Source organism: Bartonella sp. AA23NXGY, assembly GCF_042197165.1.
In the GTDB taxonomy this organism is placed as follows: Bacteria; Pseudomonadota; Alphaproteobacteria; order Rhizobiales; family Rhizobiaceae; genus Bartonella.
Map to the genome: position 1 here is coordinate 134074 of NZ_JBHIRO010000003.1, position 25453 is coordinate 159526.

Consider the following 25453-nt stretch of genomic DNA (forward strand, 5'->3'; position numbering starts at 1 on the left):
TATGAGCAAGATATCAGATAATCACGGACAGTCTTCTTGGCAACTTATGAGAAAGAAAGTGAGTGAGAATACATCTCGTGATCGTTATAAGACTTATGTGCCAGCGTATACTCAATTACCGTTGCCGAATAATATGAAAAGACAAATCTTTTTTTGGCTTGGTACGCTGATTTTTTTCATTCTTTTTATGTTTGTTTTTGGATCGATTTTGCTTCCTTTTGTGGCAGGGATTGTGTTGGCTTATTTTCTCAATCCCATTGTTCAATTACTTGAAAAATTTGGTATTCGTCGTGTGTTTGGGACTGTCCTTATTACCTTATTTATTGTTATTACCTTTGTTGCTGCTTTAGTTATTTTGATTCCTGTTATTAGTTGGCAAATACAGCAATTTATGAGTGATGGTTTACCTGTTTATATTAATCGTATTCAAACCTTTTTTGTTGAGCATGATTTTGATTGGTTAAGGCGCTATTTTGGAAGTGATCCAAATGAATTACGGAATAATATTAAAGGATTTTTGGGCGAAGGTTCGGATTTTATTACGTCTCTTTTGAATTCACTTTTAAAGTCAGGAAAATCTATCGTTAATATCGTTAGCCTATTTGTTGTGGCACCTGTGGTGGCATTTTATATGTTATTAGATTGGCCACGTATGGTAACAGCAATCGATTCGTTAATACCGCGGGATCATCTGGAAACCGTTCGTAGTATTTTTCATGAAATGGATAGAGCTATTGCAGGCTTTGTTCGTGGACAAGGAACAGTTTGTCTCATATTGGGAGGCTATTATGCTATTGGTTTAACGATTGCAGGACTCAATTTTAGTCTTTTGATTGGTATGTTTATTGGTCTTATTAGCTTTGTTCCTTATATCGGCACAATGAGTGGTTTGGTCCTTTCTGTTGGTATTGCATGGGTCCAGTTTTATCCCAATAATTGGGGGGGAATCATTGTTGTGATGGCACTTTTTTTAATTGGTCAATTTATTGAAGGTTATATTCTTCAACCCAAGCTTGTAGGTTCATCAGTGGGATTACATCCCGTATGGTTGATGTTTTCACTTTTTGCTTTTTCTTCACTCTTTGGTTTTACTGGTATGCTTGTTGCTGTTCCTGCGGCAGCGGCTGTTGGCGTTTTAGTTCGTTTTGCTCTTCATACTTATCTGAGTTCTCAGATGTATTCGCGAAGCGGAAATTCGGAGCCGCTAAAATGAATGGGCGTGAAACGCAATTATCTTTAAATTTTCCTTATGATCCGATTTTTCAATTTGAGGATTTAGTGGTAACGGAAAGCAATCGTATGGCTTTTCAGCTTATTGATCACTGGCCCAATTGGAGCTTACCTATTGCAGTTTTGGTTGGTAAAGAAGGATCTGGAAAAACGCATTTTTCTAATATATGGCTCCAAAAAGCAGATGCTTTCAGGATTCAGCACAATGAACTTGATCAGGCTGTTACTATGGCTTCTTTAGGCAGATCATTTTTAATAGAGGATATTGATACAGGTGAAATCAATGAGACAGAACTTTTTCATTTAATTAACAGTATTAAGCAAGCAAATCTTGATGCACGACAGGCTACTTTATTGATGACGGCACAAACACTTCCTTCCGCTTGGAATTTAATGTTAAATGATCTAAAAAGTCGTCTTAATTCGGTGATGTTCGTTGAAATTAATCAGCCTGATGATGCATTGTTAACAGCTGTTGCATTTAAGCTTTTTTCCGATAGGCAACTTATTGTACATCCAGATACGGTTTATTATCTTGTAAGCCGTTGTGAACGTTCTTTATTTTCATTGAAGCGTGTTGTTGATTCTGTTGATCAGTTGGCATTACAAAGAAAAAGAAAAATAACACGTGCTGTTATTGCTGAAGTTTTAAATAGAAGAAATCCGTAAATACTCCTTATCATGGCTTAATTATTCTGTCCTTCTATTATCGTTTCAATATGTGGAAGACAAGTCATTTAAATTTTCTTCTTTTTGGATATCTATATAAGAGTAAAAAATAGTGTTTTTTACTCTTATCGTGTTTTTATTTTAAATAGCTTTGAGATTTTATTGTATGATGTTGAATTCTTACCATCTTCGCATTTGAAAATTTTTCTAAAAAGAGCGCTTTATTTTATTTATAATAAAACCTTTGTGCTTTGAAAAAATGTTTGTTGTTTATGGGTTTGGATTGTAGAAGATTCTAGAATTTTTAATAAAAGAGTCTTTGGGAAGATAGAAAAAGAGGGGAAAAAAGCTTAATACAGCTGAATTTTTTGGCTTATGTTCTCTTTGGGAAAGTTTTTCTATGATATTTAAGTCATTTTTTCTAAAATTGTATCTGTGGAATGTGTTTTGATACAATGAGAGCTTGCTTAAAACAGGATAAAAATTATGAAATCCTTATAGAGAAATTCGTTATTTTTTAATATAGATTGGATTTTCTTACGGAAGTTATTTTCTACTATTTGTCAATAAATTTGTTATTGAGTAGGGGGAAAAATTAAAAAATGTGCTTTTTTGTAAAGAAATGCAACAAAATTAAAAAAAAGTGTGTTTTTCTCTTGCACTTCTGTTGTGAAAATTTTAGGAAATGTGCATCAAGTAAATGTAAATGGCGGAGCGTAGCGCAGCCTGGTAGCGCACCTGATTTGGGATCAGGGGGTCGTAGGTTCGAATCCTATCGCTCCGACCATATTTGATTGAGTGTGTGAGAATGACCCAATTGGGTACTTGTGGTGAGAAACTATCATCCAAGCGTTGTGTAATCTGAAGGAAAAAGGCATGATCGCACGTATTTATAGTCCTGCTAAGACAGCTATGCAGTCAGGTAAGGGGAATACAGGTTTTTGGATTCTAGAGTATGAGCCAATGAAAGCAAAAATGCTTGAACCTCTTATGGGCTACACGGCAACGTCTGATATGAATAATCAGGTAAAGATTCGATTTAATAGGAAGGAAGAAGCGATTGCTTTTGCACGTAAGAATGCTATCTCTTACCGTGTAGAAAAGAAACATACATCGATTCGACGTGCTATTTCTTATTCTGATAATTTTCGCAGTGATCGGCAGCATTCTTGGACACATTGAATTGAAGATGCTATTTTGAATTGAGAAAATAATCAGTTGGGTCCCGTAGCTCAGCTGGATAGAGCAACGGCCTTCTAAGCCGTGGGTCACAGGTTCGAATCCTGTCGGGATCACCATGTTTAAATGATATTTATAGGCTATAAAAAGTTAGAGAGTTTTCCTTTTATTCTATTAGCTTATTTTTCTGTATAATCCCGAACCTTTTTGATGTTTTTTGGTTTATTTTGCTGCTACACGTTTTCTGTTGACTGTTTTAGTATAAAATGATGCTGTTTTCTCTTTTTTCAGTAAAAATTGCTTTTGATTGCTGAAACTTTAGCATTGCATATTCTTGCCGCGTGTTGCTACTATATCACATGCTTTAGGAAACAGATTACAAAAACTCTTTTTTATGAGCTTCTTTTCATCTTTCTGAAAATGAATATTTTATTTCTTAGATTAGATTTAAGCATTGCTGCTAGTGCTGGTGAAATTGCCAAAAAACATCTATTGTGATTTTTTTATTTTTTATGAATAATATTATTACGTTTTTTAGCATGATCTTTGGTAAGATCGATTTTGATTAGATACAAGGCATGATGGATTCGATTTAGAACTGTTTATGATGAGAATTTACAGATGGCACAAGAGGTGGAAAATATCTTCTTGTCTTGGAAGCTGTGATTCATAACAAATTACTTCTTTATAGTTTTTTCGTATAAAAAGATGTTATATCTGCCGTCCAGATAAGATATTGTTTTTTTTCAGTGAGAGACACTTGCGGACAATTTGATTTAACATGATTGTCACTGTTTCTCAGGTAGGGTTGTAGGTTTCATCAATGTTTAGGTTTTCTTAGTCTTATAGGTTTAAGAATATACACTGTATATTTATATGAATGAAGATAGGTTGTATCTTAGAGTTAAATTTTTAGATTTCATATTTACATTTTCAAATGTTTTTTCTTATTTCTTTATAGCTTGTACATCATGTGAGAAGTATTTTAATATTTTGGATAACAATCACATTAAAATGTTATGCAGATGAGCTCTGAAGATCTAAACTCACACGGTTCAAGGTGATCATTATATCAATAGGAATACAGTGTGAAGAGAATGCCATTTTACAGGCTTTGTTTTAAGAGATATCTCTTAAAGCTCACTTCGCGCTGGCGCTCGTGAATGGTACAATGATAAATCCATTGAGCTCCATCATCTTTACACTTATGAAGAAATAAGCTGACATTATCATACACTTTGCCTATTTGTCAGCCTCCGATGTTGCAATAGATCTCAGCACTTGAGGCATTTATCGGCATTTTTGTGCTTTTTTATACAATTTTTACTTAATATTAATTCCTCTTATGACGTGTAAGAGAGACGGTTTTGTTTAATTCAATATAAATAGGTTTGAAATGAGAAAACATTACGATATTCGGATTTCTCATTCAACATGGCAAACAATAAAACATGATTATAAATCAAATGTATTTTTAGAATGAAAAAAATTGCTTTTATCGTGTTTTTTACTCTTTTTAATATTTTATTATAATCTGTAATTGGTAAACTCAAAATACAGCTCTAAGGTTAAGTGTTTTATATCTATCGAAGTGACTGTGGTTATATCTAACTGTTTGGACAACAAGTTGTATACCAATAGACATGAAAGAATTAAGAAAAACAGGGGATAGATCAGGAAACAAACAATATTTTTTAGAACGGAAGCCTATGCTTGTGGAAAGAATTTTAAAATCAAACTTCTAATCTGTTGCAAAATGAGGCTGTTATTACGTTTGTGATACTTTTAGATGGCTTCCCCTAAGAGGCACTATCAGAACGTAAAAAATATTAGAAACACTCCGTAAAGTATGCCCTTTGTAGAGGCATGTTGCAAAATCTTATTTCCGAATCTTTATTTACGCATCCCGTACCTTGGAAGAATACGATAATTCGATAATTTATTTATACTATAAAGTTGAATGGTGGGCGTGACAGGGATTGAACCTGTGACCCCTACGATGTCAACGTAGTGCTCTCCCGCTGAGCTACACGCCCATTCATTGATGTTGCATACACCATATAGAATGCCAAACGTCAATGCCTAATTTAATTTTCTCTTTCAACAGATGCAAATAACTTTAAAAAATACTTTTTAAGCAGCGATAAGGATCTTTTCAACTTCATTGACGAGTTCACGTAAGTGAAATGGTTTAGAGAGAACCTTTGCATCAGGAGGGGCATCACTATTTGAATTGAGTGCTACCGCTGCAAAACCTGTAATGAACATTACTCGTAAATCAGGGTCAATCTCAGTAGCACGTCGTGCGAGTTCGATTCCGTCCATCTCTGGCATCACAATATCAGTCAGGAGAAGGGAAAATGGTTCTTCTTGTAAACGTTCATATGCGCTAATACCATTATCGAAGTCGGCGACTTCGTAGCCTGCACGTTCTAGGGCTTTTACGAGAAAGCGACGCATATCGTTATCATCTTCTGCGAGCAGGATTCGTTTCATGATTATATTCCAATGGCTCCATTTGTCAGAGTTTTGCCGCATCAATTATACAATATAGAGTATTTATAAAAAAGATGGTAAAATGCTCATAATTGAAATGAATGGCAAAATGGTTAATTCTTATATTCTGATTCAAAATACAGCATATTCGTTGTGAGTTGGTTAAATTCGAAATATATGTGATTTTGAAAAAAGAAGGGGTTCTCTAAAACTACTAAGATGATTCTTTACTATCTTTTCTTTTAAAGTTACTGATTATTATCAGAATTCCATTAAAAAACTTATGAAAACCGTTATTGTAGGGTTTTCATATATCGAGAAATTAGAAGAATATTATGTTAATTTATTGTTTTTAAAAAGTTCTCCTAAGAAATAGAAATTTTATAGTTATTTGTTTTTATAGAGATTTGTAATAAATATTATAAATGCGCTTTATTTCCAGTTTTTTCCTTAAATAGATGAAAACTATTATTTTCCTAGAATAATATTAAATTATCACTTAATAACAGATCAAAAATAGTATTTTGATGCTTTATTTGTAAATATGTATCATGTTATATTAAGATAGATTTATTATTTTTATTTATATAAATAGTTTTTTTATTAATTTATTTTTTATGATGTAAAATAATATTGTTTAATGTAATGATATACTTTGTATATTAGTTTTTTAGTAGAATGCGTGGTGAATATTTAGGTTATGGCTTGCCTGTAAAGGCTAGAAAACAAATCATATGAGTGGTTGGAAAGAAAAATCTATTATATTTAAAAGTGTTTGTAGATCCAATGCTCGTAGAAACTTTCTTTTTTGATGGGGCGGAGCGAAAATTAAGGTTTAATGTTATTTTACAGATACATTATCGGGAATAAAGGCATCAAATGCAGCCCAAAATTGTTTTTTATAATCTTCGTTAATCATAATTGTATCCAGTTCAGCGCCTGTAATAGTAATACTTTCTGTTAGACGTGTGTGTTGGCATAATTGCCGCACTTCAATGTTGTTTGCAATATTGTTTTGATTGGCAAGAATAAAGAGTGTTGGGATTCGTAAATCTCCATGAAGTACATTTCTCTTCATAGAATCAATCGCATTAAATACTGAAGCCATCCATTGGGATGTTGGGGGCTTAATGGAAGGGAGCGGCACTTTATGTATGTGTCCCAATTGTATATTTTTTTGTTTTGTCTTGTTTAATTTTTTACTATCTTTCGCTGGTATAAAGCCAAGACCCATATCAGAAAGAAATTGTGTTAATTTATGTTGAAAACTATTCGTTTTATTGCCGAATGGAGCAAAAAGGGGAGAAACACAGAGCAATCTATTAAACTGATGATTAATGAGATCTAATCCGCTAAGTGCTATCAATCCACCTATGCCATAGGCGAGCATAGAGTAAGGTGGCGGACAATTAGGATAAACAATATTTTTAAGAAATTTATATAAGTCATTAATATCATTATTTATATCAAAACAATGATGTCGGCTTTGTTTTCTTATCTTGAAGGATGTTTTTTCTTGATCAAAGCAGTCAAATATTGCTGTATGAAAACCGCGTTTAGAAATTTCATTTATTAATAAAAAATATTTTTCTAAAGTATTTGCGTAGCTTTTGAGAATAACAATTGTTCCCTTAGATTTTTCCACCTCAGGATATGTTATAGCAAAACGAATTTCGTGATCTATTGCTATTTTAAGAGTATCATGATGGATATTAAGAGAAGTGGAACCCCAATCTATGGGATAAAGAGGTGTTTTCAATTGAAATCCTTTACAGTGTATTTGCCACTTAGTACTTTGACATTTATGTAATGAAGAAAGAGGATTAAAAAAGGGGTATATTGCTTTTTAGATAGTTTTTATCAATTTAGGTCCCAAAGAGTTGAAATAAAGAAAAACGATTACTAGATAATATAGTGCGGTTGCCATAATGGGGCCGCAGGTTCACAAGTAAGTTTGCCATATGGGAACTTTGTGAATTAGTTATAAATTATAGTCGCTCTAGAGGAGGGCAATATTATGCGTCAAGTAGATTTTTCACCATTTTATCGTTCCACAGTAGGTTTTGATCATCTTTTTAACTGGTTTGATTCTAGAACACAACCAGAGGAAGTTTCTTCTTATCCCCCTTATAATATCGAGCGTTTAACTGAAGATTCTTATAGAATTTCTATGGCTGTTGCTGGTTTTTCTCAAGATGAAATTGATATTGAAACGCATTGTAACCAGCTGATCGTTAAGGGAGACAGAAAGTCTAAAAATGATGATGAAGAGCGAGAATTCCTTTATCGAGGTATTGCTTCGCGTGCTTTTGAACGGCGGTTTCATTTGGCTGATCATGTTAAGGTTATTGGGGCAGAACTTGGAGATGGGCTTCTTCATATTCAGCTTAAAAGGGAAATGCCAGCTGAATTAAAACCCAAAAAGATAACCGTACAGATGTCACCATCCATTACAAAAAATGATAACAGCGACGTTATCGTGTAAAGAAAATTTAGAAAATATGAGATCGGATAATTATAAATTTTTCTGAAAAATAAAAAACGCGAGGCAAAAGGTCTCGCGTTTCGTATGTGTTTTCCTAAGAACGAAGCGCATTTTAATAAAAAAGCTTATCTCGAATTTATGATAAAATATCATTGCACATTATTCTACGTTGAAGAAAAAGTTCATGTGTGTGCAATTGAAATGCATAATGATTCACTTTTTAAGTAAGCTTATTTATAGCATTTTAAAAATGGTCGGAGCGGCGGGATTTGAACCCACGACCCCTTGACCCCCAGTCAAGTGCGCTACCAAGCTGCGCTACGCTCCGAGTTCGTGTAAAACGATTAAATGACTGTTTCTTTAAAGGCAAGAGAAAAAATAAACAGAATAAAATCTAAAATGCTCTTGCACTTAGAGCTTTTGAAAGTAAAAATTTTGGACATCAATATTTTGTTGTTAATTCAAGATAAATAACGAATTTGTAAAATTCTTTGTGATCATTAAATTTTTAGCTCTATAGTTAATAGATGTATGCATTTAATTACTTTTGAGATTGTGAGGAGGGGGGTAAGATTGGTGTAGAAGGTATGAATTGGAGCAAATGAGTGCTGAAGGTATATTTTTTTCTTACCTAATCGTTACTTTTCTAAAAAGATAAAGATTTTCAAAAGAAGAGGAGTGAATATATGGTTTTGAAAAGTTTTCGTTTTTTAGAGTTTTATAGACGAGGTATTTTCATTTTATATGGATAAAAAATTGTAAGTTCTGGATTGTATAATCACAAATCTCATTTTACGGGTATGTATTTTTATCCAAATAAACAAGATCAGAATGCTTTAATTTATGTTTTGTTGTTTTTTTTCTAAAATATCAGATAAAATATTATAGAGGAAAAACTTTCAAAGTGTCTATTGAACTAAGAAAAGAGTAAACTATGAGCCGTTTTTCGGTAATAAATTTGACGCAAGCAGCAGTGGATCGTGTTAAAGCGATTATGGATGCAAAAGATGCACAGGGTATTCTTGTTGGTATCAAAAAAGGTGGTTGTGCAGGGATGGAGTATACAATTACTCTTGTCAAAGAAAAGGGGATAGCTGCGGATGTTGTTGAAGTGAATGGTGCCCGTGTTTTTGTAGCACATGATGCGGTATTATTTTTATTAGGAACGCAGATGGATTATGAAGTGACAACGTTGCGGTCTGGTTTTGTCTTTAAAAATCCTAATCAAGTTTCAGCATGCGGGTGTGGCGAATCGGTGGAACTTCGTCCTGCTACGCAGGATCAATATAAAACAAATTGAGCTGAGCTAAATTATAATTTAGTAATTTTAGAGGGGCTTGTTCTTTTAGGTAGAAGAAATCTACTATTTTTTATCGTTCATTTTTAGCTTGCTTCCAAAGTGCTTCCATTTCATTCAAGGATGCGTCAGTGAGTGTTTTAGATTGAGTGGATAGCTTTTCTTCAATATAGGCGAAACGATTTCGAAATTTTATATTCGTTTTTTTTAATGCTTTTTGTGAATCAATCGCTAAGTGGCGCGCGAGATTAAGAAGTATAAAGTAGAGATCTCCAAACTCTGCTTCTATTTCTGAGTTTTGTTTACTTTTGATGGCTTCTTTGAGCTCTTCCAGTTCTTCTTCTATTTTTTCAAAAACTTTATCACTTTTTTGCCAATCAAAACCTACTTTAGCTGCTGCTTCTTGTAAAGCAAGTGCCTCTTGGTTTGCTGGCTGGATTTGTTTTACTGTTGCGAGTATGCTTGTGGAGGAATTGTTGTTTTTTTCTTCGCACATTCTTTTTTGTTCAACCTGTTCTCTTTTTTTTATATATTCCCACTCCTCTTTTATAAATCCTCGTTTTTTTTGCTCGGCATTTCCAAAAACATGAGGATGGCGTCGAATCATTTTTTCCGTGATTGCATAAACAACATCTTCAAAAGTAAAGCTGCCTTCTTCTTGTGCTATGGTAGCATGATAGACAACTTGTAAAAGAAGATCACCAAGTTCTTCACAGAGATCCTTTCGATTTTTTCGTTCAATGGCATCGATGACTTCGTAAACTTCTTCGAGCATATAGGGTATGAGGGATTCAAAAGTTTGTTTTTTATGCCAGATACAACCATTATCAGAGTTTCGTAATGCAGTGATAATTGTAGTGAGATCTTTGATATCTTTTGAGGCTAACATTTTGCACTTCCTTTGTAAGCAATAGAGCTTATGTTAGATGTCCCAACGTCTATGTAACCACATCCATTGTCCAGGATATTCACGGACCCAAGATTCAACAATATCATTTAATTTTTGCGTAGAAGCAGCTATATCGATATCATTTTTTTCATCACGTGGAAGTTCTACATGTTCATATAACTCTAAACGATGACGTCCACTAGGCAAACGAATACAACGTGCTGGATAAATATCACAGTCATATTGTCGAGCAAGTTTTATAATTAAGGGGTTTGTTTTAAGAGGTCTGTTAAAAAATGTTCCCATGATACCGCGGCGAAATTTTTGATCAACGAGCATACCAACATTTTCACCTTCTTCTAATTTGGCTGCTAATGCCCATGCTGCTCCGGCCTTGGAGGGAACAAGGTGTCCCATAGAAGTTTGTCGTGCTTTAAGGATTCGTTTGGCAACATAGGGATTATTGGGTGGTCTAAATAATACCGTAACATTAAGATCAAAACTTTGTGCACAAATAGGCAGAAGTTCAAAATTTCCAGTATGTGCGGTGAAAAAAATATGTGGTTTTTTTTCATTTTTTAATCGCTCAAATATTTCAGTGCCTTTAACCTCAATGAAACCTGGCTCGTCTGCATGAGGATCAAAATCAAAAATTTTATCAAGAAAAATATATTCGGCTAGGAAACGTCCTATATTTTCCCACATTTCTATTGCAATCGCACGGAGTTCTTGCTCTGTTTTTTCTGGATATGCACTCCTAAGGTTTGCAAGTGTGATTTGATGACGATGTACAAGGGGACCAATTTTTTTTGCTAACCAAGCAAAAAAAGAAATTCCCATTTTGGCTGGAAAACATTTTAGAATAAATAAAGAACCAAAGAGTAGATATGCCCATAACAAGTAGGATATTTTTTTAGCTATAATTTTAATACGATATATGAGATTTTTAAGAGAAAGCTTCATCATGATTTAATCGATTTTAAGGATAATTTTACCAAAAACATCACGACTCTCCATTCGTTTTAAAGCTGTATCAATTTCATCCAGCCCAACAATTGTATCAATGACAGGGTGTACGGCTTTTTGTGCCATTTTTTGCATGGCATTTTTCATATTTTCCATACGGCAGCCAAATGAACCGAATATCTTGAGCTGTTGCTGGAATAATTGCATGAGATTTATTGGTGCTGAAACACCAGAGGTAGAACCGCAAGTCACTAAGCGTGCTCCTTTTTTCATACATAACAGAGAACCGTTCCATGTATCGACACCAACATGCTCAAAAACAACATCAACACCTTTTTTTTGGGTTAATTTACGCACTACACCTTCAAAACGATCTTTACGATAATTAATCACATGATCTGCCCCAAGAGAGTGCGCTTTTGCAATTTTTTCATCTGAACCTACAGTTGTGATAACTGTACAGCCCATGTGTTTTGCAAGTTGAATGGCTGCAGAACCAATACCTGAGCCACCAGCCTGTACCAGGATTGTTTCTCCTGCTTGTAGTTTTGCGTTATCGAAAAGCATATGTTCTACGGTACCAAAAGTAATTGGAGCAACTGCTGCTTGCAATTCATCACATTGGGGAGGTGATGGAACTAATAAACGTGCTGGCAAATTGACAAGCTCACACGCAAATCCATCAAGGTGAAAACCATAGACGCCCTTTACATTACTGCAAAGATTATCCCGTCCTTCATGACAAGCTTGGCATACTCCGCAGGTTTGTGCACCATAAATTGAGACAATCTGTCCAAGTTGGAGATGTTCAACGCCATCTCCTATTTGTATAACCTCACCAGAGGCTTCTGCACCAATGATGAGTGGCATTTTTCTTTTCGCAAAAGCCATGCCACGCCATCCCCATACATCAATATGATTAAGAGCAACGGCTTTTATCCGCACAGTTACTTCACCTATACTAGGTGAAGATGGCGGGGAAATATTGGTGATTTCAAGCCGACGATCATCGAAGAGTTTCAGTGCACGCATTATCATCCCCCTTAAATATATTATTGGTTAGCGTTATAAAATTTTATTATTAAAGGATTATCCTTTATATGCAGTGATAACAAGACTCATATTTTGACCACCAAATCCAAATGAGTTTGACAAAACCGCATTGACACAGGACTTACGGCTATGATGAGGAACAACATCTAAAGGGATAGTAGGGTCAGGATTATCATAATTTATTGTCGGTGGAAGTATTCCCGATTGAATGGTTAAAAGCGAAAAAACCGCTTCTATTGCACCAGCAGCAGTTAATGTATGCCCAATCATTGATTTATTAGAAGAGACAGGAATATGCTCTAAAAGATCACCGAATACTGTTGATAATGCAAGATATTCCATTTTCTCATTTTCAGGTGTTGAAGTTCCGTGGGCATTAATATAGTCAATTTCATTGATGGTTATTTTTGCATCGTCTAAAGCTTTGCGAACGGATTCAATTGCTGGTGATGCATCGGGTTTTGAACGTGTACGGTGAAAGTCATCGGCGGTTTCTCCACAGCCAGCTAAAATTCCTAAAACTGTAGCATTACGGTTTAATGCGCTTTGAAGAGATTCAAGAACAAGAGCGCCTGAGCCTTCTGCCATAACAAAACCATCTCGATCACGGCTAAAGGGTTTTGCTGCTTTTTCTGGAGGCTCATTCTGAGTTGAAAGAGCAGATAGTAGCGAAAAACGAATAAGAGATTCTGCTGAAACTGATCCATCTGTCGCAATTATGAGAGCTCTATTTGTCTCTCTCCGTCTAATAGACTCAACACCTAATTGAATTGCTGTTGCACCAGATGCACAGGCAGTGGAAAGTGTAACAGGAAGTCCTTTTGTGCCAAATGTTTTTTGAAGTTTTTCTGCAATTGCACCAAATTGTGTGGATTCAAAAAGCGTCTCATGGAGTTTATCCTTACAGACTTTAAGAAGATGTGCATAAGAAGGCTCATTATTGAATTCTTCCTCTTGATCAAGACTAAAACGTGCTTTCCATTCAAGTTCAACAGGAGGAGCAGCTAGAAAGAGTGGTCCATTAAAATTTTTTTTATCAATAGTAGCTTGTTCTAAAGCTTCTTCAGCAGAAAGATGTGCAAGCTTCTCAGAGAGAGCTGAAGCACCAAGTGTACTTTCTTTAAGAAAATCAATTGTTCCAGCAATATATGTATTTAATCCCTCAACGGGAAAACGTGTTATTTTGTGGATACCACTTACACCGCTAGTTAATTTTTGCCAATTTTCATGTTTCCCTTGTCCCAGTGATGTGACAATGCCTGCACCAGTTATTGCTACAAGTGGACGCCCAAAATGATCATGATATTTCACTATAGAAATTCCCCTTCAAACAGCAGTAAGACGCACAATACCTTCAGCTCTTTTTATACCAATCGTTGTAACAAATATTTCACGTACTTCTTTAGAAAAAGGTTTTTCATGAGGACTTAACACTGGAAAACCGCGTTTTTTTTCAATTGAAAGTGCTGCAAGAGCTAGAGCTAGAGGAAATTGTGCTTCCCGCATATAACCAAATAATGTTGTAATGCCACGGTAAGATAGATCAGCATTATCAAGAGCATTTTGTTCTGCTTTTGTTGCTTCGTGAGCTCCTGAGGCTGCTGAAATGGCTAAGGCAGATTTAGCGCCCGCAGTTTTTAACATTGTTGCAATTGAATCTCTAAGTGGAATTTTGGTTCTATCTGTTTGGTCTGTAATAATTTGGCTAATTTCAGCATAAGCACGTGCGTTGCGTTTTTTGGCATGTTCTCCACTTTCAATAACTAGGAAGATCCCAGCAGAACCTGCTATGACACCGCCGCCTGGATAGATTCCACGATCCCACACGGGGCTCCATCCATTATGGGTTAAAAGACCACCAAGCTCATGCGCCAACAACATATCATAACTTTGTGCATTATAGGAACTTCCTACAAGAGCATGGGTACTTTGACCTGATTTAATACGAGCTACAGCAATTTGAAGTGCAGAAAGACCACTGCCTTCTTCTCCCATAAATGTACGAGATGATCCAGTGACTTTATGAACAATTGAAATGTTTCCTGCCAAAAGGTTTGAAAGTTGTGCCAAAAATAATGTTGGACGAAGTTCAGTTGAAAGAGCAACATTTAACATAGAAGCATGATCGGCAACAGCGCGCGCTTTAGAAAGAATCTGTGTATCAACAGTAATATCACGTTCTCCCCCACTTGCCGCTACGATCATATCCATTGTTGAAGTGAGTTGTTCATTATTTTTCATGCCGGCATCATCAAGAGCAAGACCAGCCGCATAGGTACCAAGACGCTGCCATGTTCCCATTTGCCGTTGATCACTTTTTTTAGGAATTTGTAAACTCCAATCAATTTCGGGCAATTTATGAACCGTGTAAGGTGAAAAAGTTGTATAATCTAGGTTTGGTGTACGGATTGGATCATTTAAGAGATTCCAATGTTGATCAGTTCCTTCCCCCAGAGAGCTTATGAGACCTATACCAGTGATGAATACAGATTGATCATGCATGGCGAAAAAACTACTCCGCCTGTTTTAAGGCAACGAGATCATCAATTTTTGCACAAAGGTTTTTAAGAACAAAGTATTCTTCTGTTGCAACGGTACCTTCGTTGACTTCTTGTGTCCATTGTTCTAGAGGGACTTTTATTCCAAAAGCTTTATCAATAGCGAAAACAATATCAAGAAAATCAAGACTGTCGATTCCTAAATCGTCAATTGTATGACTCTCAGGTGTAATTGTATTGCGATCAATTTCACTGATTTCTGCAATGATATCAGCAACTTTATCAAACGTGGAAGGCAATGTACGGATTCCTTATTATAGAGTTAGTAAATTCAAAATACATTTAATATTATTCTTCTAGCCTTTTTTCTCTTTAAAAAAAAGACTTAATCCAGAATATAGCTGTCTTTATCTATAGAGAAAAGAGGTTTACAGTACATGAAATACTATATCTCAATATTTAAAAAACTTTGAAATTTTATTGCGCATTTATTTTACGAGACTATTTTTTCTATTGGCAGCAAGGACAGCAAGGGCTGTTATATTAACAACTCCCCGAGAAGTTACTGAAGGTGTTAAGATATGGGCGGGACGTGCTGCCCCGATTAGAATAGGACCAACATGGAGTGCATTTGTGAGGCTTTTAACAGTGTTGAGCGTGATATTGGCTGAATCAAGTGTTGGAAAGACAAGCAAATTAGCTTCACTTTTAAGACGAGAATTAGGAAAAACACGATCACGAAAAACTTTGGAAAGGGCAGCATCAGCATGCATTTCACCATCTGCTTCTAAATCAGGGTGTAATTTGGCAAGAATTTCTGTTGCACGTCGCATTTTACGCGCACTTTCTGTGTTTTTAGAACCAAAGTTTGAGTGTGATAATAAGGCTGCTTTTGGTGTTATTCCAAATGCTTCAACTTCTTGAGCTGCCAACACAGTCATTTCAGCGATTTCTTCTGCAGAAGGATTTTCATTGACGTAAGTATCTGTGAGGAAAAGAGTACGTTGTTGAGAGATAAGCAAACTCATAGCAGAAAAACGGTGAACATGAGGATCAAGACCGATAATTTGTTCAATCAATTCAAGTTGACGTTCAAAGCGTCCTTCTAAGCCGCAAATCATTGCATCTGCTTCTTCACGCATAACGGCAAGGGCAGCAATAGCCGTTGTTGATGTTCTCACTACTGTTTTTGCCATTTCAGGCGTAACACCACGCCTTCCTGTATAATGAAAAAATAAATTAACATAATCACGAAAACGTGGATCATCTTCAGGGTTTGTTAATTCAAAATCTATACCAGGACGAATTCTTAAACCAAAGCGTTTCAATCTTGCTTCTACGACATGTGGACGGCCGATAAGGAGGGGCGTTGCTGTTTGTTCTTCAATGACAACTTGTGCTGCACGAAGGACGCGTTCATCTTCACCATTGGCATAGATGACGCGTTTACGTTTTGCTGTTTTTGCTGCAGCAAAAACAGGTTTCATTGTTAAACCAGAAAGAAAGACAAATCGATTGAGGATATCATAGTAGGCCTCCATATCTTCAATGGGACGAATGGCGACACCAGTTGTCATTGCTGCTTTAGCAACAGCGGGGGCAATACGCAGTATTAAACGCGGATCAAAAGGAGAGGGGATTAGATAGTCTGGTCCAAAATTGGGTGGTTCTTTTGAGTATGCACGTGCTACAACATCTGAAGTTTCTTCACGTGCAAGGGCAGCAATCGCATGAACAGCGGCCATTTTCATTTCTTCATTAATTGCACTAGCACCTACGTCTAATGCACCACGGAAGATATAGGGAAAACAAAGGACATTATTAACTTGATTGGGATAATCAGAGCGTCCTGTGCAGATCATTGCATCTGGTCGTATAGAGCGTGCTTCTTCAGGCATAATTTCTGGTACTGGATTAGCCAGTGCTAAAATGAGTGGATTTTGAGCCATTCTTTTAAGATATTCAGGCTTTAAAACACCACCTGCAGATAGGCCTAGAAAAATATCCGCATCATCAATAATATCAGATAAAGTTCGTGCGTCCGTTTTTTGTGCGTAATTGATTTTCCAACGATCCATAAGGGTCTTGCGACCTTCATAAACAACTCCCTCTAAGTCACTAAGCCAAATATTTTCAACTTTTGCCCCAAGACGAACCAAAAGATTAAGGCAAGCGAGGGCAGCAGCACCTGCACCTGAGGTAACTATTTTTGCATTTTCAATTTTTTTTCCTGAAAGATTTAAGGCATTTAATACAGCCGCAGAAACAATAATGGCAGTTCCATGTTGGTCATCATGAAAAACTGGAATTTTCATTTTAGCACGAAGCTTTTCTTCGATGTCAAAACATTCAGGAGCCTTAATGTCTTCAAGATTAATACCACCAAATGTAGGTTCTAAAGTCGATACCGTTTGTACCATTTGTTCTATATCGGATGCATCAATTTCAATATCAAAGACATCAATATTCGCAAATTTTTTGAATAAAACGGCTTTACCTTCCATAACTGGCTTTGAAGCAAGAGGACCAATATTTCCTAAACCAAGAACAGCAGTTCCATTGGATATAACAGCGACTAAATTAGAACGGGAGGTATATTGAGCAGCAAGATTAGGATCTTCATGAATTGCAAGACATGGTGCAGCAACACCTGGAGAATAAGCAAGAGCTAAATCACGTTGATTATCAAGAGGTTTTGTTGCTTGTATTTCCAATTTTCCAGGTTTAGGGTACTGGTGATAAAAAAGTGCGGCACTGTCAAGTTCAGCTTTTGGTGAACTGAAATCACTATTTCGTTCTCTAGACATTTTTATGATATCCAAGTTAGCGTATGTGTATATGAGATGTTCCATCTACGATAAGGTTTTGTCCACTAATAAATCCTCATTTCTCTGAATATCAAAATGCATGAGTATGAGAAAATTCTTCTGGATCGTAAAACCAGTTTGATGATTCTTTTTGTTTGTGTGCATGAATAATTTCATTGATAGCAGCACGATTAGTTTTTTCTTTCCTTAATAAAACGCGTAAAAATTGATTAGTCTACAAACGAATAAAATATTACTAATAATTACATTACCAAGCCATTATTTTTTTTGCAATGCTTACAACTTAAGGAAAGAAAAGAAGAGTGTTTTCTATTAACTTCATCTTCTTTATTTAAATTTCTATAGGGAGGTAGAAGAAATTTTAAATAACAATTTGCAATTTATAAATTATTTTTGCAGCTATTTAAAAGGAAATTGGAACTTTAAAAATAGGAGTTGTTTTGTTTATTATTCAATTGAACTCTTAATAATGCAAACTTTATAATTTATAATGAATCATCTCGTATGTTGAATGAGAAATTTGAATACAATAAGATTCTTTTAGCTCAAACTCATCTAATATAATAAAAAATATTTACTTACATAATTCAAACGAGAGTAATATGTGGATAAAAAACATTAAAAAAAATAAATAGAAGTGTTTCTATGAGCTATTTTAATACAAAAGCATGAATTTTTTTCACAATTAATAAAAATAATTATTACCGATTTTGTACCTTTATGAAACTATGAAAAATAAAGGAGTTAAGAAAAAGATAAGGAAATAGAAAACATGCTTTATCATTCTTAGAATGATACGTTGTTTGATAAGCCATTACGCTTCTTTAGGGTTATTGCTTAGGATATCAAAGAAAACCGCATGCCAATTATCCCAACCTTTGAAGTACAAAGCTACAGTTGAAAAAAAAGCATTCTATGATGAGCCATTAAAACAACTGGAGAGAGAAAGTGGAAAAAATATCTTTTTCCACTTTCTTATTTGTTATTGGATTCGACCACTTGCATGAGCAAGCATAGTATAAACTTTTCCGGTATCTGATATCAAGTACTTGCGAACTGAGTTGGAAGAGCCAGAACTGCGCGATATATCACGTAAGAGCTTTTCGAAATCTGTAACATATTGATTCACTGAACGTTTAAACCCAAAATCGCTCATATATTTTTTCTTAATCATTTCAAATATTTTTTGTCCATTTAAGGTATAAAGGCGTTCTGTTACGATGTTTTTTTGTCCACGTTGATAATGATCCCATAGCTCAACAATGGCATTGTGATTAATAGCTTGCACTATACCAGAAGCTAATGAATTAAGAGAGCAGTTTGCAGGAGATGGTTTTGTTTGCACTGATGTTAAAACATCATCACTAGGGGGAGCATCATAAAATGTTTCTTCACGTGAAGCTCTTTCTAAGAGATTTGATACCCATTTATTTGGTCTTTTTTTGCTTTGATCTTGTTGCAAAATAGGCTTAGGTGGCACAATCTTTTTAACAGACTCAGTGGAACTGTCACTTTTTTGATTAAACATTGATGATGTAGGAAATGCTGACATTAGCTGTTTTTGTGCGCTCTTTTGATCATTTTGTATAACACTGACTAAATCTTGTAACGCTGTAATCTGTTCATTCAAAGCTGTGCGAATTGTTTGCGTTGTTTCTTTTGTTTTTTCTGGAAGTTTTTTTACATTTTCATTGATATCATTATTAATCTTTGAAAGCTCTAAACGAACTTCATCAGCGGAGCGACGTATATCTTCTGCTGCTTCTGAAAAACGCGTTGATGCTTCACTAACAAGCTTATTAAGTGATTGTTGGAATGAATTTGTGGAGTTACGCGCATTCTTATCAGAGCGTTCAAGTGCTAAGTTGAAGATTTTTTCATAATGCCCAATCATTTGATTAATTTCATGAGACTTTGAAACAAGAGCATCGCTTAATACAGAAAGCGTATTATGTTTTTCTTCAAGTGTTGCACTAAGTGAATTTTCAGACTGTTCAAGAACATGAATAGTTTGGGAAAGTGTCTTTGCATGTTCACCAAAACTGCTCGTTATATGATTAATTTGTTCAAAGGTACTCTTTGAAAGTCCTTGCAGAATTTCAACATTAGTATTGAGCGCTTGATTTGAAGCTGACAAACGCTCTGCTACTTGGTCCGTGTTGCGGAAAAAATTATTCGTACTCTCATTAAACTGCCCATCAATATTTTGAACAGCCGATAATAAAACATTACTATTTTCGTGAAAATTGTAAATTGATTGATTCAACTGTGTTAAGATGGATGAGACATTATTAACAAGCTCTTCCTTCATAATCGTTATTGTTTGAAGTGTTTCAGAGTTAGCTTTGGTTAAGCTATTCACTAAAGATTCATTATGTGCATAAATTCTTTGTTCAGCATCTTGTGTGGAAAGAGAGAGTTGTTCACCGATATGCTGTGTTAAAGAATCAATTGATTCTGTCGTATTTTGCGCTGCTTGATTTAAGTGATTTGTAAGCTCTGTTATTTTTCCAACATGTTGTGAAATTTGTGTTGTTGTTTGATTTCCAGCATCTTCCAGACGGCTCGTTACATCAGAGAGCTGATATCCTAAATTATTTTTAAGATTTTGCATAGAGTGATGAAGAACATCACAGCGTTCATTAAGAACTTGTTCTATTGCTGTTGTTGATGTGTGAATAGTTTCATTCAATAATGCTTGTGCATTATGGCTGGCTGTTGCGAAAGCTTCGACAGTATGCGCTGTTTGTTCAGACAGAACTGACAGAACTTTTTCACTGGTATCATAAACAGTTTTTTTGACATTTGATACAATGCGATTGCCTGATTCTGAGAGAATATTTTCTGCTTGTGCAGTAACATTTGTAACAGATGAAAGAATTTGTTCACTCGTAGAAGAAAGAATATCAGAAGCTTTTATAATCTTATTATGCAGGTTAGCTGTCACTGTATTAACAGAGTCTTCTAAGGTTACACGCATATTGTCAACACTGCTTTCCAGCGCTTGTTGAATTATCTGACTTTGCTCATTACTAATCATGAGAGACGTTTTTAATGTGTCAGAACGTTCCTCAATAACAGATGTTTGCATATCAATGGCTTCACAGATTTGGCTAAATTTTTCAGATAATGTTTCCTCTAGCGTTGTTGTCCGTTCAAAAATTTTGTGTGCACGATCTTCTAGATCTGTATCGAATGATTCCATACGTGTTTCAAGGGTTTCAAAGAAAACACCACTCGATTGAGAGAGCGTATTTTTTAAAATTTCGGCATGGCTTTCAAGGTTTTTGATATGATCTTGAACCGTTTCAGTAATGTTTTTATTATTGGCGACAATTGCACTCTCAACTAAATCTATTTGTTGTTTCAATGCAACATCGACACGTATATCACTTTTTGCAATGAGATTATGGATTGTTTCCATGCGTTGTTCAAGTGTGCGTGCTTGATCGGCAAGAACTTCATTGAGAGAAAAACTATTAATCGCTAAAGAATCGCGCAGAGCATCGGCACGGATATCAATATTTCTCGCTTGTGCTTCTAAAGCATCTTGGGTTGTATTACAACTTTGTACAATGACATCTTGTAACTTTTCAGTGCATTGAATGATGTTTGTAATATGATTTTCAGCTTGTTTATCAACGACTTGAACATTATCAGCCAAAACTTTTTCAATATGAGAAGTATTTTGGGACAAAACATCAATTTGATTTCTTAATGTATCCGCAATTTTATTTTTCTCGTTATCGAGCATGTCTGCCATAAGAGCTCGTTGATCAGAAAGTTGTACTTTAAAATCTTGTGAACGTTCTTGTATGATATCAACAATGGCATTGTCGACATATTGAATTTCTTCTCTCAGACTTTCTTTACTTTTATCAATTGCAGAAAGAATAGCTTCACGTCCATTTGTAAATGCATGGGTAATGTCTGCTGTTTTTTCTTGGAGGTTCTCATTTATTTTCAAGACATGAGCTTCCAAGAAGTTACCAAGTTTTTCAGCATTATCCTCTAAAGCCTGACTGCGTTCTATAAAGGAATCAATGATGGAATCACTATGTTCTTTAAGAGAAAGATCAACAGTTGCTAAACGTTGTTCAAAGGCTCCAATTGCTTGCGAGGTTACGTTATCAAATTTAGAAGAGAGTTTATGTGCTTGGTCGTCGAGCTTTAAGATCTTCTCATCAAAATTCTGTAGAGATTGATTATTACGATCAATAAGAGCTTTATCTAAGGCTTTAAACTTTTCATCAACAGCGTGCAAAGTTTGATCTGTTACTGCTTGTATATGTGTTGCAATTTTAGCAACATGTACTTCTGCTTTTTCAGCTGTTTCATTAAAAGTTTTTTCTATTTGTTTTTCATTATGATCAAATCGTTTTGCAAAGCCATCGAAGTTTTTTCCTAATTCATGAAAAAATTCCGTGTTTTTCTGCTGAATTTGTGTTGTTGTTTTGTTAAATTTTTCAACAAGCTGATTTGTTACGCCATCACCAGCATAGGAAAGTTTTTCAACGAGGTCTTCGCCTTGTTTTTGTAAAGTTTGAGAAAGGGTTTGTGCAAGCTTTTCAACATTGGTTACAATGTTAGAGGTAACCAAACCAAATTCATCACTCAGTTGTTCTTGGGTTCCTTTAATTGTTGATTGTACGCGATCTGCATGATTCAAAATGGCTATACGTTCGTTACTTAATTCTTTGATTAATGTGTGAATGCGTGATTCATTCTCAGCATAGGCTTGTTCTAGATTGTGAACTTCACCTTGTATGATTGCTTCAAGTTCAACAGCACGTCCGAGAGTACGTTCAATACCTTCGTTCATTGCCGCTACTTCTTCACGAATGGTTTGCCCTATAGCAATAGCTTGTTTTTCAGATAGATGTTGTGGTTCACTAAGGCGCTGTGCAGCATTGGTCATAAGAAGCGCAATATTATGCAAGTCGTTTGAACGTTTTGTTAATTGAGCAACGCCCCAAGATATAAGGATAGGAATTGCTGTTCCGGCTGCTACAGCAAGTCCTGTTGGGGAGGTAACAAAAGTGCTGATATTGGATAAGGAGCTGAGTCCGGTAGGTGCGAGCTTATGCGCAATAAAAGCTCCTCCCGTTGCCCATAAAGCACTAAGCGCTGTTGTGTACCAGTAGACTCGAGAGGAAGAACGCTGCTTGAATGGTCCAAAATTTACAGGGGTTGTTATATCATCATTTGCGGGAAGAAGTTTTGTAGGCAATAATGTATTATGAACAGTTCCACCTGAAATATCAGGTGAAGGTTTTGGAGCAAAAAGCTGTTCAACAACGGATTTATCAATAACAGCTTCATCATGAATATTAGAAACAAAAGTTGACGTACCGTTTTCAGCAAAAAATTCTTCTTCTGCCATTGCAATTTTTTGAATCAGATCATCGACATTAACAACATTTTCAGAATTATTGGATGATATCGTTTCAAATCCTGTGTCATCGAAATCAAAGTTCATAGCTTTTGTGAGGGCTTCTTCAACTTCGACTTCAAATGTTTGCAATTTTGTTCTGCGTGCCATACTCGCCTCGTACTCTTACAGCCGGAAAAGGGATACGTCCTCTTCCACATAATTTCTACATACTAGCTGTTAATTATTTAGAAAGGAATATGCTTAGGGAAAAATTTTAAAAACTTATCAAGATAAAGTTAACGCGGTTTCTTGTACCCTGTTTAAAAATGTTATAAAATATAGTAAAAACAATTTATTATTTAAATCTAACTAAAACAAAAATACTGTTTACAACTTGTGTTTATAGAAAGCTTTATAAGCCGGCAGTCTTTGAAATAAGGACAATTTAATAGCGGTTATATATACAGTAAGGTGCGAATGCCTTTCTTTAATATCGATAATCGTTAATAAATGTTGTTGTCCGCTTACTTTTATTGATTCTAAACGAAGCAGATTCATCATCACATATAGTCCGTAATAGCTTAGGATGTATAAAAGTATGCCTTTGAATTGTAAGCTCATAAAAAAGTAAACGTAGAAAAATTTTTAATTTAATATAGCTTTTCGTAAGTTGTACTTTATTATTGTCTTAAAGAGCCGTTTTTTCTCTAATTTCAGTTGTTTGTTGCTGAATTTTTAAGCTTCTACGTTGACAATTGGATATTTTTCAGTCGATATGCATGCACGAATATTTTTATGCAATCTAGATAAAGGTGTAAGAATAATGGCAGAGCGATCACAACACCTGCAAGATGTGTTTTTAAATACGGTGCGTAAGCAAAAAATTTCCCTTACAATTTTTCTTGTCAATGGCGTTAAACTCACGGGTATTGTAACTTCATTTGATAATTTTTGTGTTCTTTTGCGCCGAGATGGACACGCGCAATTGGTTTATAAGCATGCTATTTCTACGATTATGCCTGGACAGCCTGTACAGATGTTTGAGGGTGAAAGTCCTGAGTAAACATATCATTTTAAGATAGACCTCTTATCCCATTTAAAAGTACTTAGATTGCTATGATAAATGAAAATGAGAGATTAGGAGGGGTATTTTCGCAGAATACAGAACAGGTGCGCGCACTTGTTCTGATACCGATTTTTCAAGAAAATAGAAGTGAAAGCTCTTTGAGAGAGTGTTCTATATCTTCTCGTGTTAAAGAATCATTGGGGTTAGCGCGTGCTATAAGGTTAGAAGTTGTTAATTATGAAACGATTAATATTGCAACGCCTCGCTCTGCGACTCTCTTTGGAAAAGGTAAAGTAGATGCGTTAACCTGTTATATAGATGAATATTCTATTGAGCTTGCGATTGTAGATCACTTTTTAACGCCAGTACAGCAGCGTAATTTAGAAAAATTATGGAATTGCAAAGTTATCGATAGAACGGCTTTGATTCTTGAAATTTTTGGGGATCGTGCACGAACAAAAGAAGGAGTTTTGCAAGTAGAGTTAGCGCGTTTGTCCTATCAAAAAGGGAGGCTTGTGCGGAGTTGGACGCACTTGGAAAGGCAACGGGGGGGGCGTGGCTTCCTAGGTGGACCTGGTGAGACGCAAATTGAAGCAGATAGGCGTCTTTTACAAGAGAAAATTATTCGTATTCGCCGCGAATTGCAAACGGTTATTAAAACACGTGCACTTCATAGAGCAAAAAGGAAAAAAACATCTTATCCTGTTGTAGCAATGGTAGGATATACGAATACAGGAAAGTCAACTCTTTTTAACCGTTTAAGCGGTGCAGATGTTTTAGCAAAGAATATGTTATTTGCAACGCTTGATCCGACTTTGCGCAAAGTTGTGCTTCCCCATGGAAAAACTGTTCTTTTGTCTGATACTGTAGGGTTTATTTCTAACTTGCCAACGAATTTGATTGCAGCTTTTAGAGCAACCCTTGAAGAAGTGGTTGAAGCAGATCTCATTCTTCATGTAAGAGATATGTCAGATCTTGATCATCGAGCACATGCCCAAGATGTTTTAGAAGTGCTTTCAAGTCTTGATATCGATATTGATGATATGGAGCATATCATAGAAGTTTGGAATAAGATTGATATGTTAGATGAGCAAGCATTGAATGTTTTACAAACAAGCGCAAAGACGCGATTAAATCCTGCTCTCATGGTATCAGCACTTAAGGGGGATGGACTCGATCAATTATTAAGAGCCATTGAAAAGCGAATTTTTGGAGAGGTGCAAAGCATTGAATATCTTTTACAACCTCATGAAATGTCGCTTATTGATTGGTTTTATGAAAACTCTGCGGAAATAGTGCAAGAAGGGCATGATGATGGGTCTATTACCATTAGAGCGGTTGTTACTTCTGAAGCAAAAAAACAACTAGAGAGCCTCAAAAAAAATATGAATTAAGTTCTTTAAAGCTATTGTTGAACATTTGT

General features: G+C 35.5%; 17 protein-coding genes and 4 tRNA genes. 9 read left to right on the top strand and 12 right to left on the bottom strand.

Features of this window, described 5'->3' with window-relative positions; genetic code table 11:
- The first annotated feature begins 1 nt into the window (after position 1).
- The 5 genes from ACFINY_RS02740 (at position 2) to ACFINY_RS02760 (ending at position 3197) form a co-directional block, all read left to right on the top strand.
- Complete coding sequence (locus ACFINY_RS02740; protein ID WP_375700804.1) at positions 2-1213, top strand: AI-2E family transporter; 1212 nt, start codon at positions 2-4, stop codon at positions 1211-1213.
- Complete coding sequence (hdaA, locus tag ACFINY_RS02745) at positions 1210-1899, top strand: DnaA regulatory inactivator HdaA (protein WP_375671874.1); 690 nt, start codon at positions 1210-1212, stop codon at positions 1897-1899. Before ACFINY_RS02740 ends, hdaA begins: the two co-directional genes overlap by 4 nt.
- A gap of 710 nt (positions 1900-2609) precedes the next feature.
- A tRNA-Pro gene (locus ACFINY_RS02750) sits at positions 2610-2686 on the top strand.
- A gap of 89 nt (positions 2687-2775) precedes the next feature.
- The gene (locus ACFINY_RS02755; RefSeq protein ID WP_375611556.1) at positions 2776-3081 is read left to right on the top strand and encodes an ETC complex I subunit; all 306 of its coding nucleotides are present in this window, start codon (positions 2776-2778) and stop codon (positions 3079-3081) included.
- 39 nt (positions 3082-3120) lie between these two features.
- Positions 3121-3197: transfer RNA gene (locus ACFINY_RS02760), tRNA-Arg, on the top strand.
- Between the two features lie 1842 nt (positions 3198-5039).
- Here the strand turns inward: ACFINY_RS02760 and ACFINY_RS02765 are convergent.
- The 3 genes from ACFINY_RS02765 to ACFINY_RS02775 form a co-directional block, all read right to left on the bottom strand.
- Positions 5040-5114, bottom strand: a tRNA-Val gene (locus ACFINY_RS02765).
- 97 nt (positions 5115-5211) lie between these two features.
- Positions 5212-5574, bottom strand: a complete 363-nt coding sequence (gene cpdR / locus ACFINY_RS02770) for a cell cycle two-component system response regulator CpdR (protein WP_005773448.1) — start codon at positions 5572-5574, stop codon at positions 5212-5214.
- Between the two features lie 841 nt (positions 5575-6415).
- Complete coding sequence (locus ACFINY_RS02775) at positions 6416-7333, bottom strand: serine aminopeptidase domain-containing protein (RefSeq protein WP_375611557.1); 918 nt, start codon at positions 7331-7333, stop codon at positions 6416-6418.
- Between the two features lie 258 nt (positions 7334-7591).
- Here ACFINY_RS02775 and ACFINY_RS02780 point away from each other — a divergent pair, with 258 nt between their 5' ends.
- Positions 7592-8059: an Hsp20 family protein gene (locus ACFINY_RS02780; protein ID WP_375611558.1), complete on the top strand. Its 468-nt coding sequence runs from the start codon at positions 7592-7594 to the stop codon at positions 8057-8059.
- Between the two features lie 251 nt (positions 8060-8310).
- Here ACFINY_RS02780 and ACFINY_RS02785 read toward each other — a convergent pair.
- Positions 8311-8387: transfer RNA gene (locus ACFINY_RS02785), tRNA-Pro, on the bottom strand.
- Between the two features lie 606 nt (positions 8388-8993).
- Here ACFINY_RS02785 and ACFINY_RS02790 point away from each other — a divergent pair.
- Complete coding sequence (locus ACFINY_RS02790; protein WP_375633160.1) at positions 8994-9359, top strand: iron-sulfur cluster assembly accessory protein; 366 nt, start codon at positions 8994-8996, stop codon at positions 9357-9359.
- A 70-nt stretch (positions 9360-9429) separates the two neighbouring features.
- Here the strand turns inward: ACFINY_RS02790 and mazG are convergent, their stop codons facing one another.
- The 8 genes from mazG to ACFINY_RS02830 form a co-directional block, all read right to left on the bottom strand.
- Positions 9430-10245: a nucleoside triphosphate pyrophosphohydrolase gene (gene mazG, locus ACFINY_RS02795; RefSeq protein WP_375700805.1), complete on the bottom strand. Its 816-nt coding sequence runs from the start codon at positions 10243-10245 to the stop codon at positions 9430-9432.
- 33 nt (positions 10246-10278) lie between these two features.
- Positions 10279-11208: a lipid A biosynthesis lauroyl acyltransferase gene (locus tag ACFINY_RS02800; RefSeq protein WP_375611589.1), complete on the bottom strand. Its 930-nt coding sequence runs from the start codon at positions 11206-11208 to the stop codon at positions 10279-10281.
- 6 nt (positions 11209-11214) lie between these two features.
- Complete coding sequence (locus ACFINY_RS02805; protein ID WP_375633158.1) at positions 11215-12243, bottom strand: zinc-binding dehydrogenase; 1029 nt, start codon at positions 12241-12243, stop codon at positions 11215-11217.
- A 57-nt stretch (positions 12244-12300) separates the two neighbouring features.
- A complete protein-coding gene (locus ACFINY_RS02810) occupies positions 12301-13575 on the bottom strand; it encodes a beta-ketoacyl-ACP synthase (protein ID WP_375633157.1) in 1275 nt (424 codons plus the stop codon).
- 15 nt (positions 13576-13590) lie between these two features.
- Positions 13591-14766 carry a beta-ketoacyl-ACP synthase gene (locus tag ACFINY_RS02815; RefSeq protein WP_375629402.1) on the bottom strand — a complete coding sequence of 392 codons (1176 nt, stop codon included), beginning with the start codon at positions 14764-14766 and terminating at the stop codon, positions 13591-13593.
- Positions 14767-14776: 10 nt separating this feature from the next.
- Positions 14777-15061: an acyl carrier protein gene (locus ACFINY_RS02820; protein ID WP_005773457.1), complete on the bottom strand. Its 285-nt coding sequence runs from the start codon at positions 15059-15061 to the stop codon at positions 14777-14779.
- A 189-nt stretch (positions 15062-15250) separates the two neighbouring features.
- Complete coding sequence (locus tag ACFINY_RS02825; protein WP_375611563.1) at positions 15251-17569, bottom strand: NADP-dependent malic enzyme; 2319 nt, start codon at positions 17567-17569, stop codon at positions 15251-15253.
- A 1003-nt stretch (positions 17570-18572) separates the two neighbouring features.
- On the bottom strand, positions 18573-23132 hold the full coding sequence (locus ACFINY_RS02830; RefSeq protein WP_375700806.1) for a hypothetical protein: 4560 nt from the start codon (positions 23130-23132) through the stop codon (positions 18573-18575).
- Positions 23133-23787: 655 nt separating this feature from the next.
- Between ACFINY_RS02830 and hfq the strand changes: the two genes are divergently transcribed.
- Both hfq and hflX read left to right on the top strand, forming a co-directional pair.
- On the top strand, positions 23788-24027 hold the full coding sequence (gene hfq / locus ACFINY_RS02835) for an RNA chaperone Hfq (protein WP_005773461.1): 240 nt from the start codon (positions 23788-23790) through the stop codon (positions 24025-24027).
- Between the two features lie 53 nt (positions 24028-24080).
- The gene (gene hflX, locus ACFINY_RS02840; protein WP_375611565.1) at positions 24081-25424 is read left to right on the top strand and encodes a GTPase HflX; all 1344 of its coding nucleotides are present in this window, start codon (positions 24081-24083) and stop codon (positions 25422-25424) included.
- The last annotated feature ends 29 nt before the right edge of the window (positions 25425-25453 follow it).

Bases quoted from the DNA above. Each gene is read 5' to 3' on its own strand.
- cpdR (WP_005773448.1), bottom strand. From the start codon at position 5,574: ATGAAACGAATCCTGCTCGCAGAAGATGATAACGATATGCGTCGCTTT.
- ACFINY_RS02740 (WP_375700804.1), top strand. From the start codon at position 2: ATGAGCAAGATATCAGATAATCACGGACAGTCTTCTTGGCAACTTATG.
- ACFINY_RS02780 (WP_375611558.1), top strand. From the start codon at position 7,592: ATGCGTCAAGTAGATTTTTCACCATTTTATCGTTCCACAGTAGGTTTT.
- hdaA (WP_375671874.1), top strand. From the start codon at position 1,210: ATGAATGGGCGTGAAACGCAATTATCTTTAAATTTTCCTTATGATCCG.
- ACFINY_RS02790 (WP_375633160.1), top strand. From the start codon at position 8,994: ATGAGCCGTTTTTCGGTAATAAATTTGACGCAAGCAGCAGTGGATCGT.
- mazG (WP_375700805.1), bottom strand. From the start codon at position 10,245: ATGTTAGCCTCAAAAGATATCAAAGATCTCACTACAATTATCACTGCA.
- ACFINY_RS02815 (WP_375629402.1), bottom strand. From the start codon at position 14,766: ATGCATGATCAATCTGTATTCATCACTGGTATAGGTCTCATAAGCTCT.
- ACFINY_RS02805 (WP_375633158.1), bottom strand. From the start codon at position 12,243: ATGCGTGCACTGAAACTCTTCGATGATCGTCGGCTTGAAATCACCAAT.
- hfq (WP_005773461.1), top strand. From the start codon at position 23,788: ATGGCAGAGCGATCACAACACCTGCAAGATGTGTTTTTAAATACGGTG.
- hflX (WP_375611565.1), top strand. From the start codon at position 24,081: ATGATAAATGAAAATGAGAGATTAGGAGGGGTATTTTCGCAGAATACA.
- ACFINY_RS02755 (WP_375611556.1), top strand. From the start codon at position 2,776: ATGATCGCACGTATTTATAGTCCTGCTAAGACAGCTATGCAGTCAGGT.
- ACFINY_RS02830 (WP_375700806.1), bottom strand. From the start codon at position 23,132: ATGGCACGCAGAACAAAATTGCAAACATTTGAAGTCGAAGTTGAAGAA.
- ACFINY_RS02800 (WP_375611589.1), bottom strand. From the start codon at position 11,208: ATGAAGCTTTCTCTTAAAAATCTCATATATCGTATTAAAATTATAGCT.
- ACFINY_RS02825 (WP_375611563.1), bottom strand. From the start codon at position 17,569: ATGTCTAGAGAACGAAATAGTGATTTCAGTTCACCAAAAGCTGAACTT.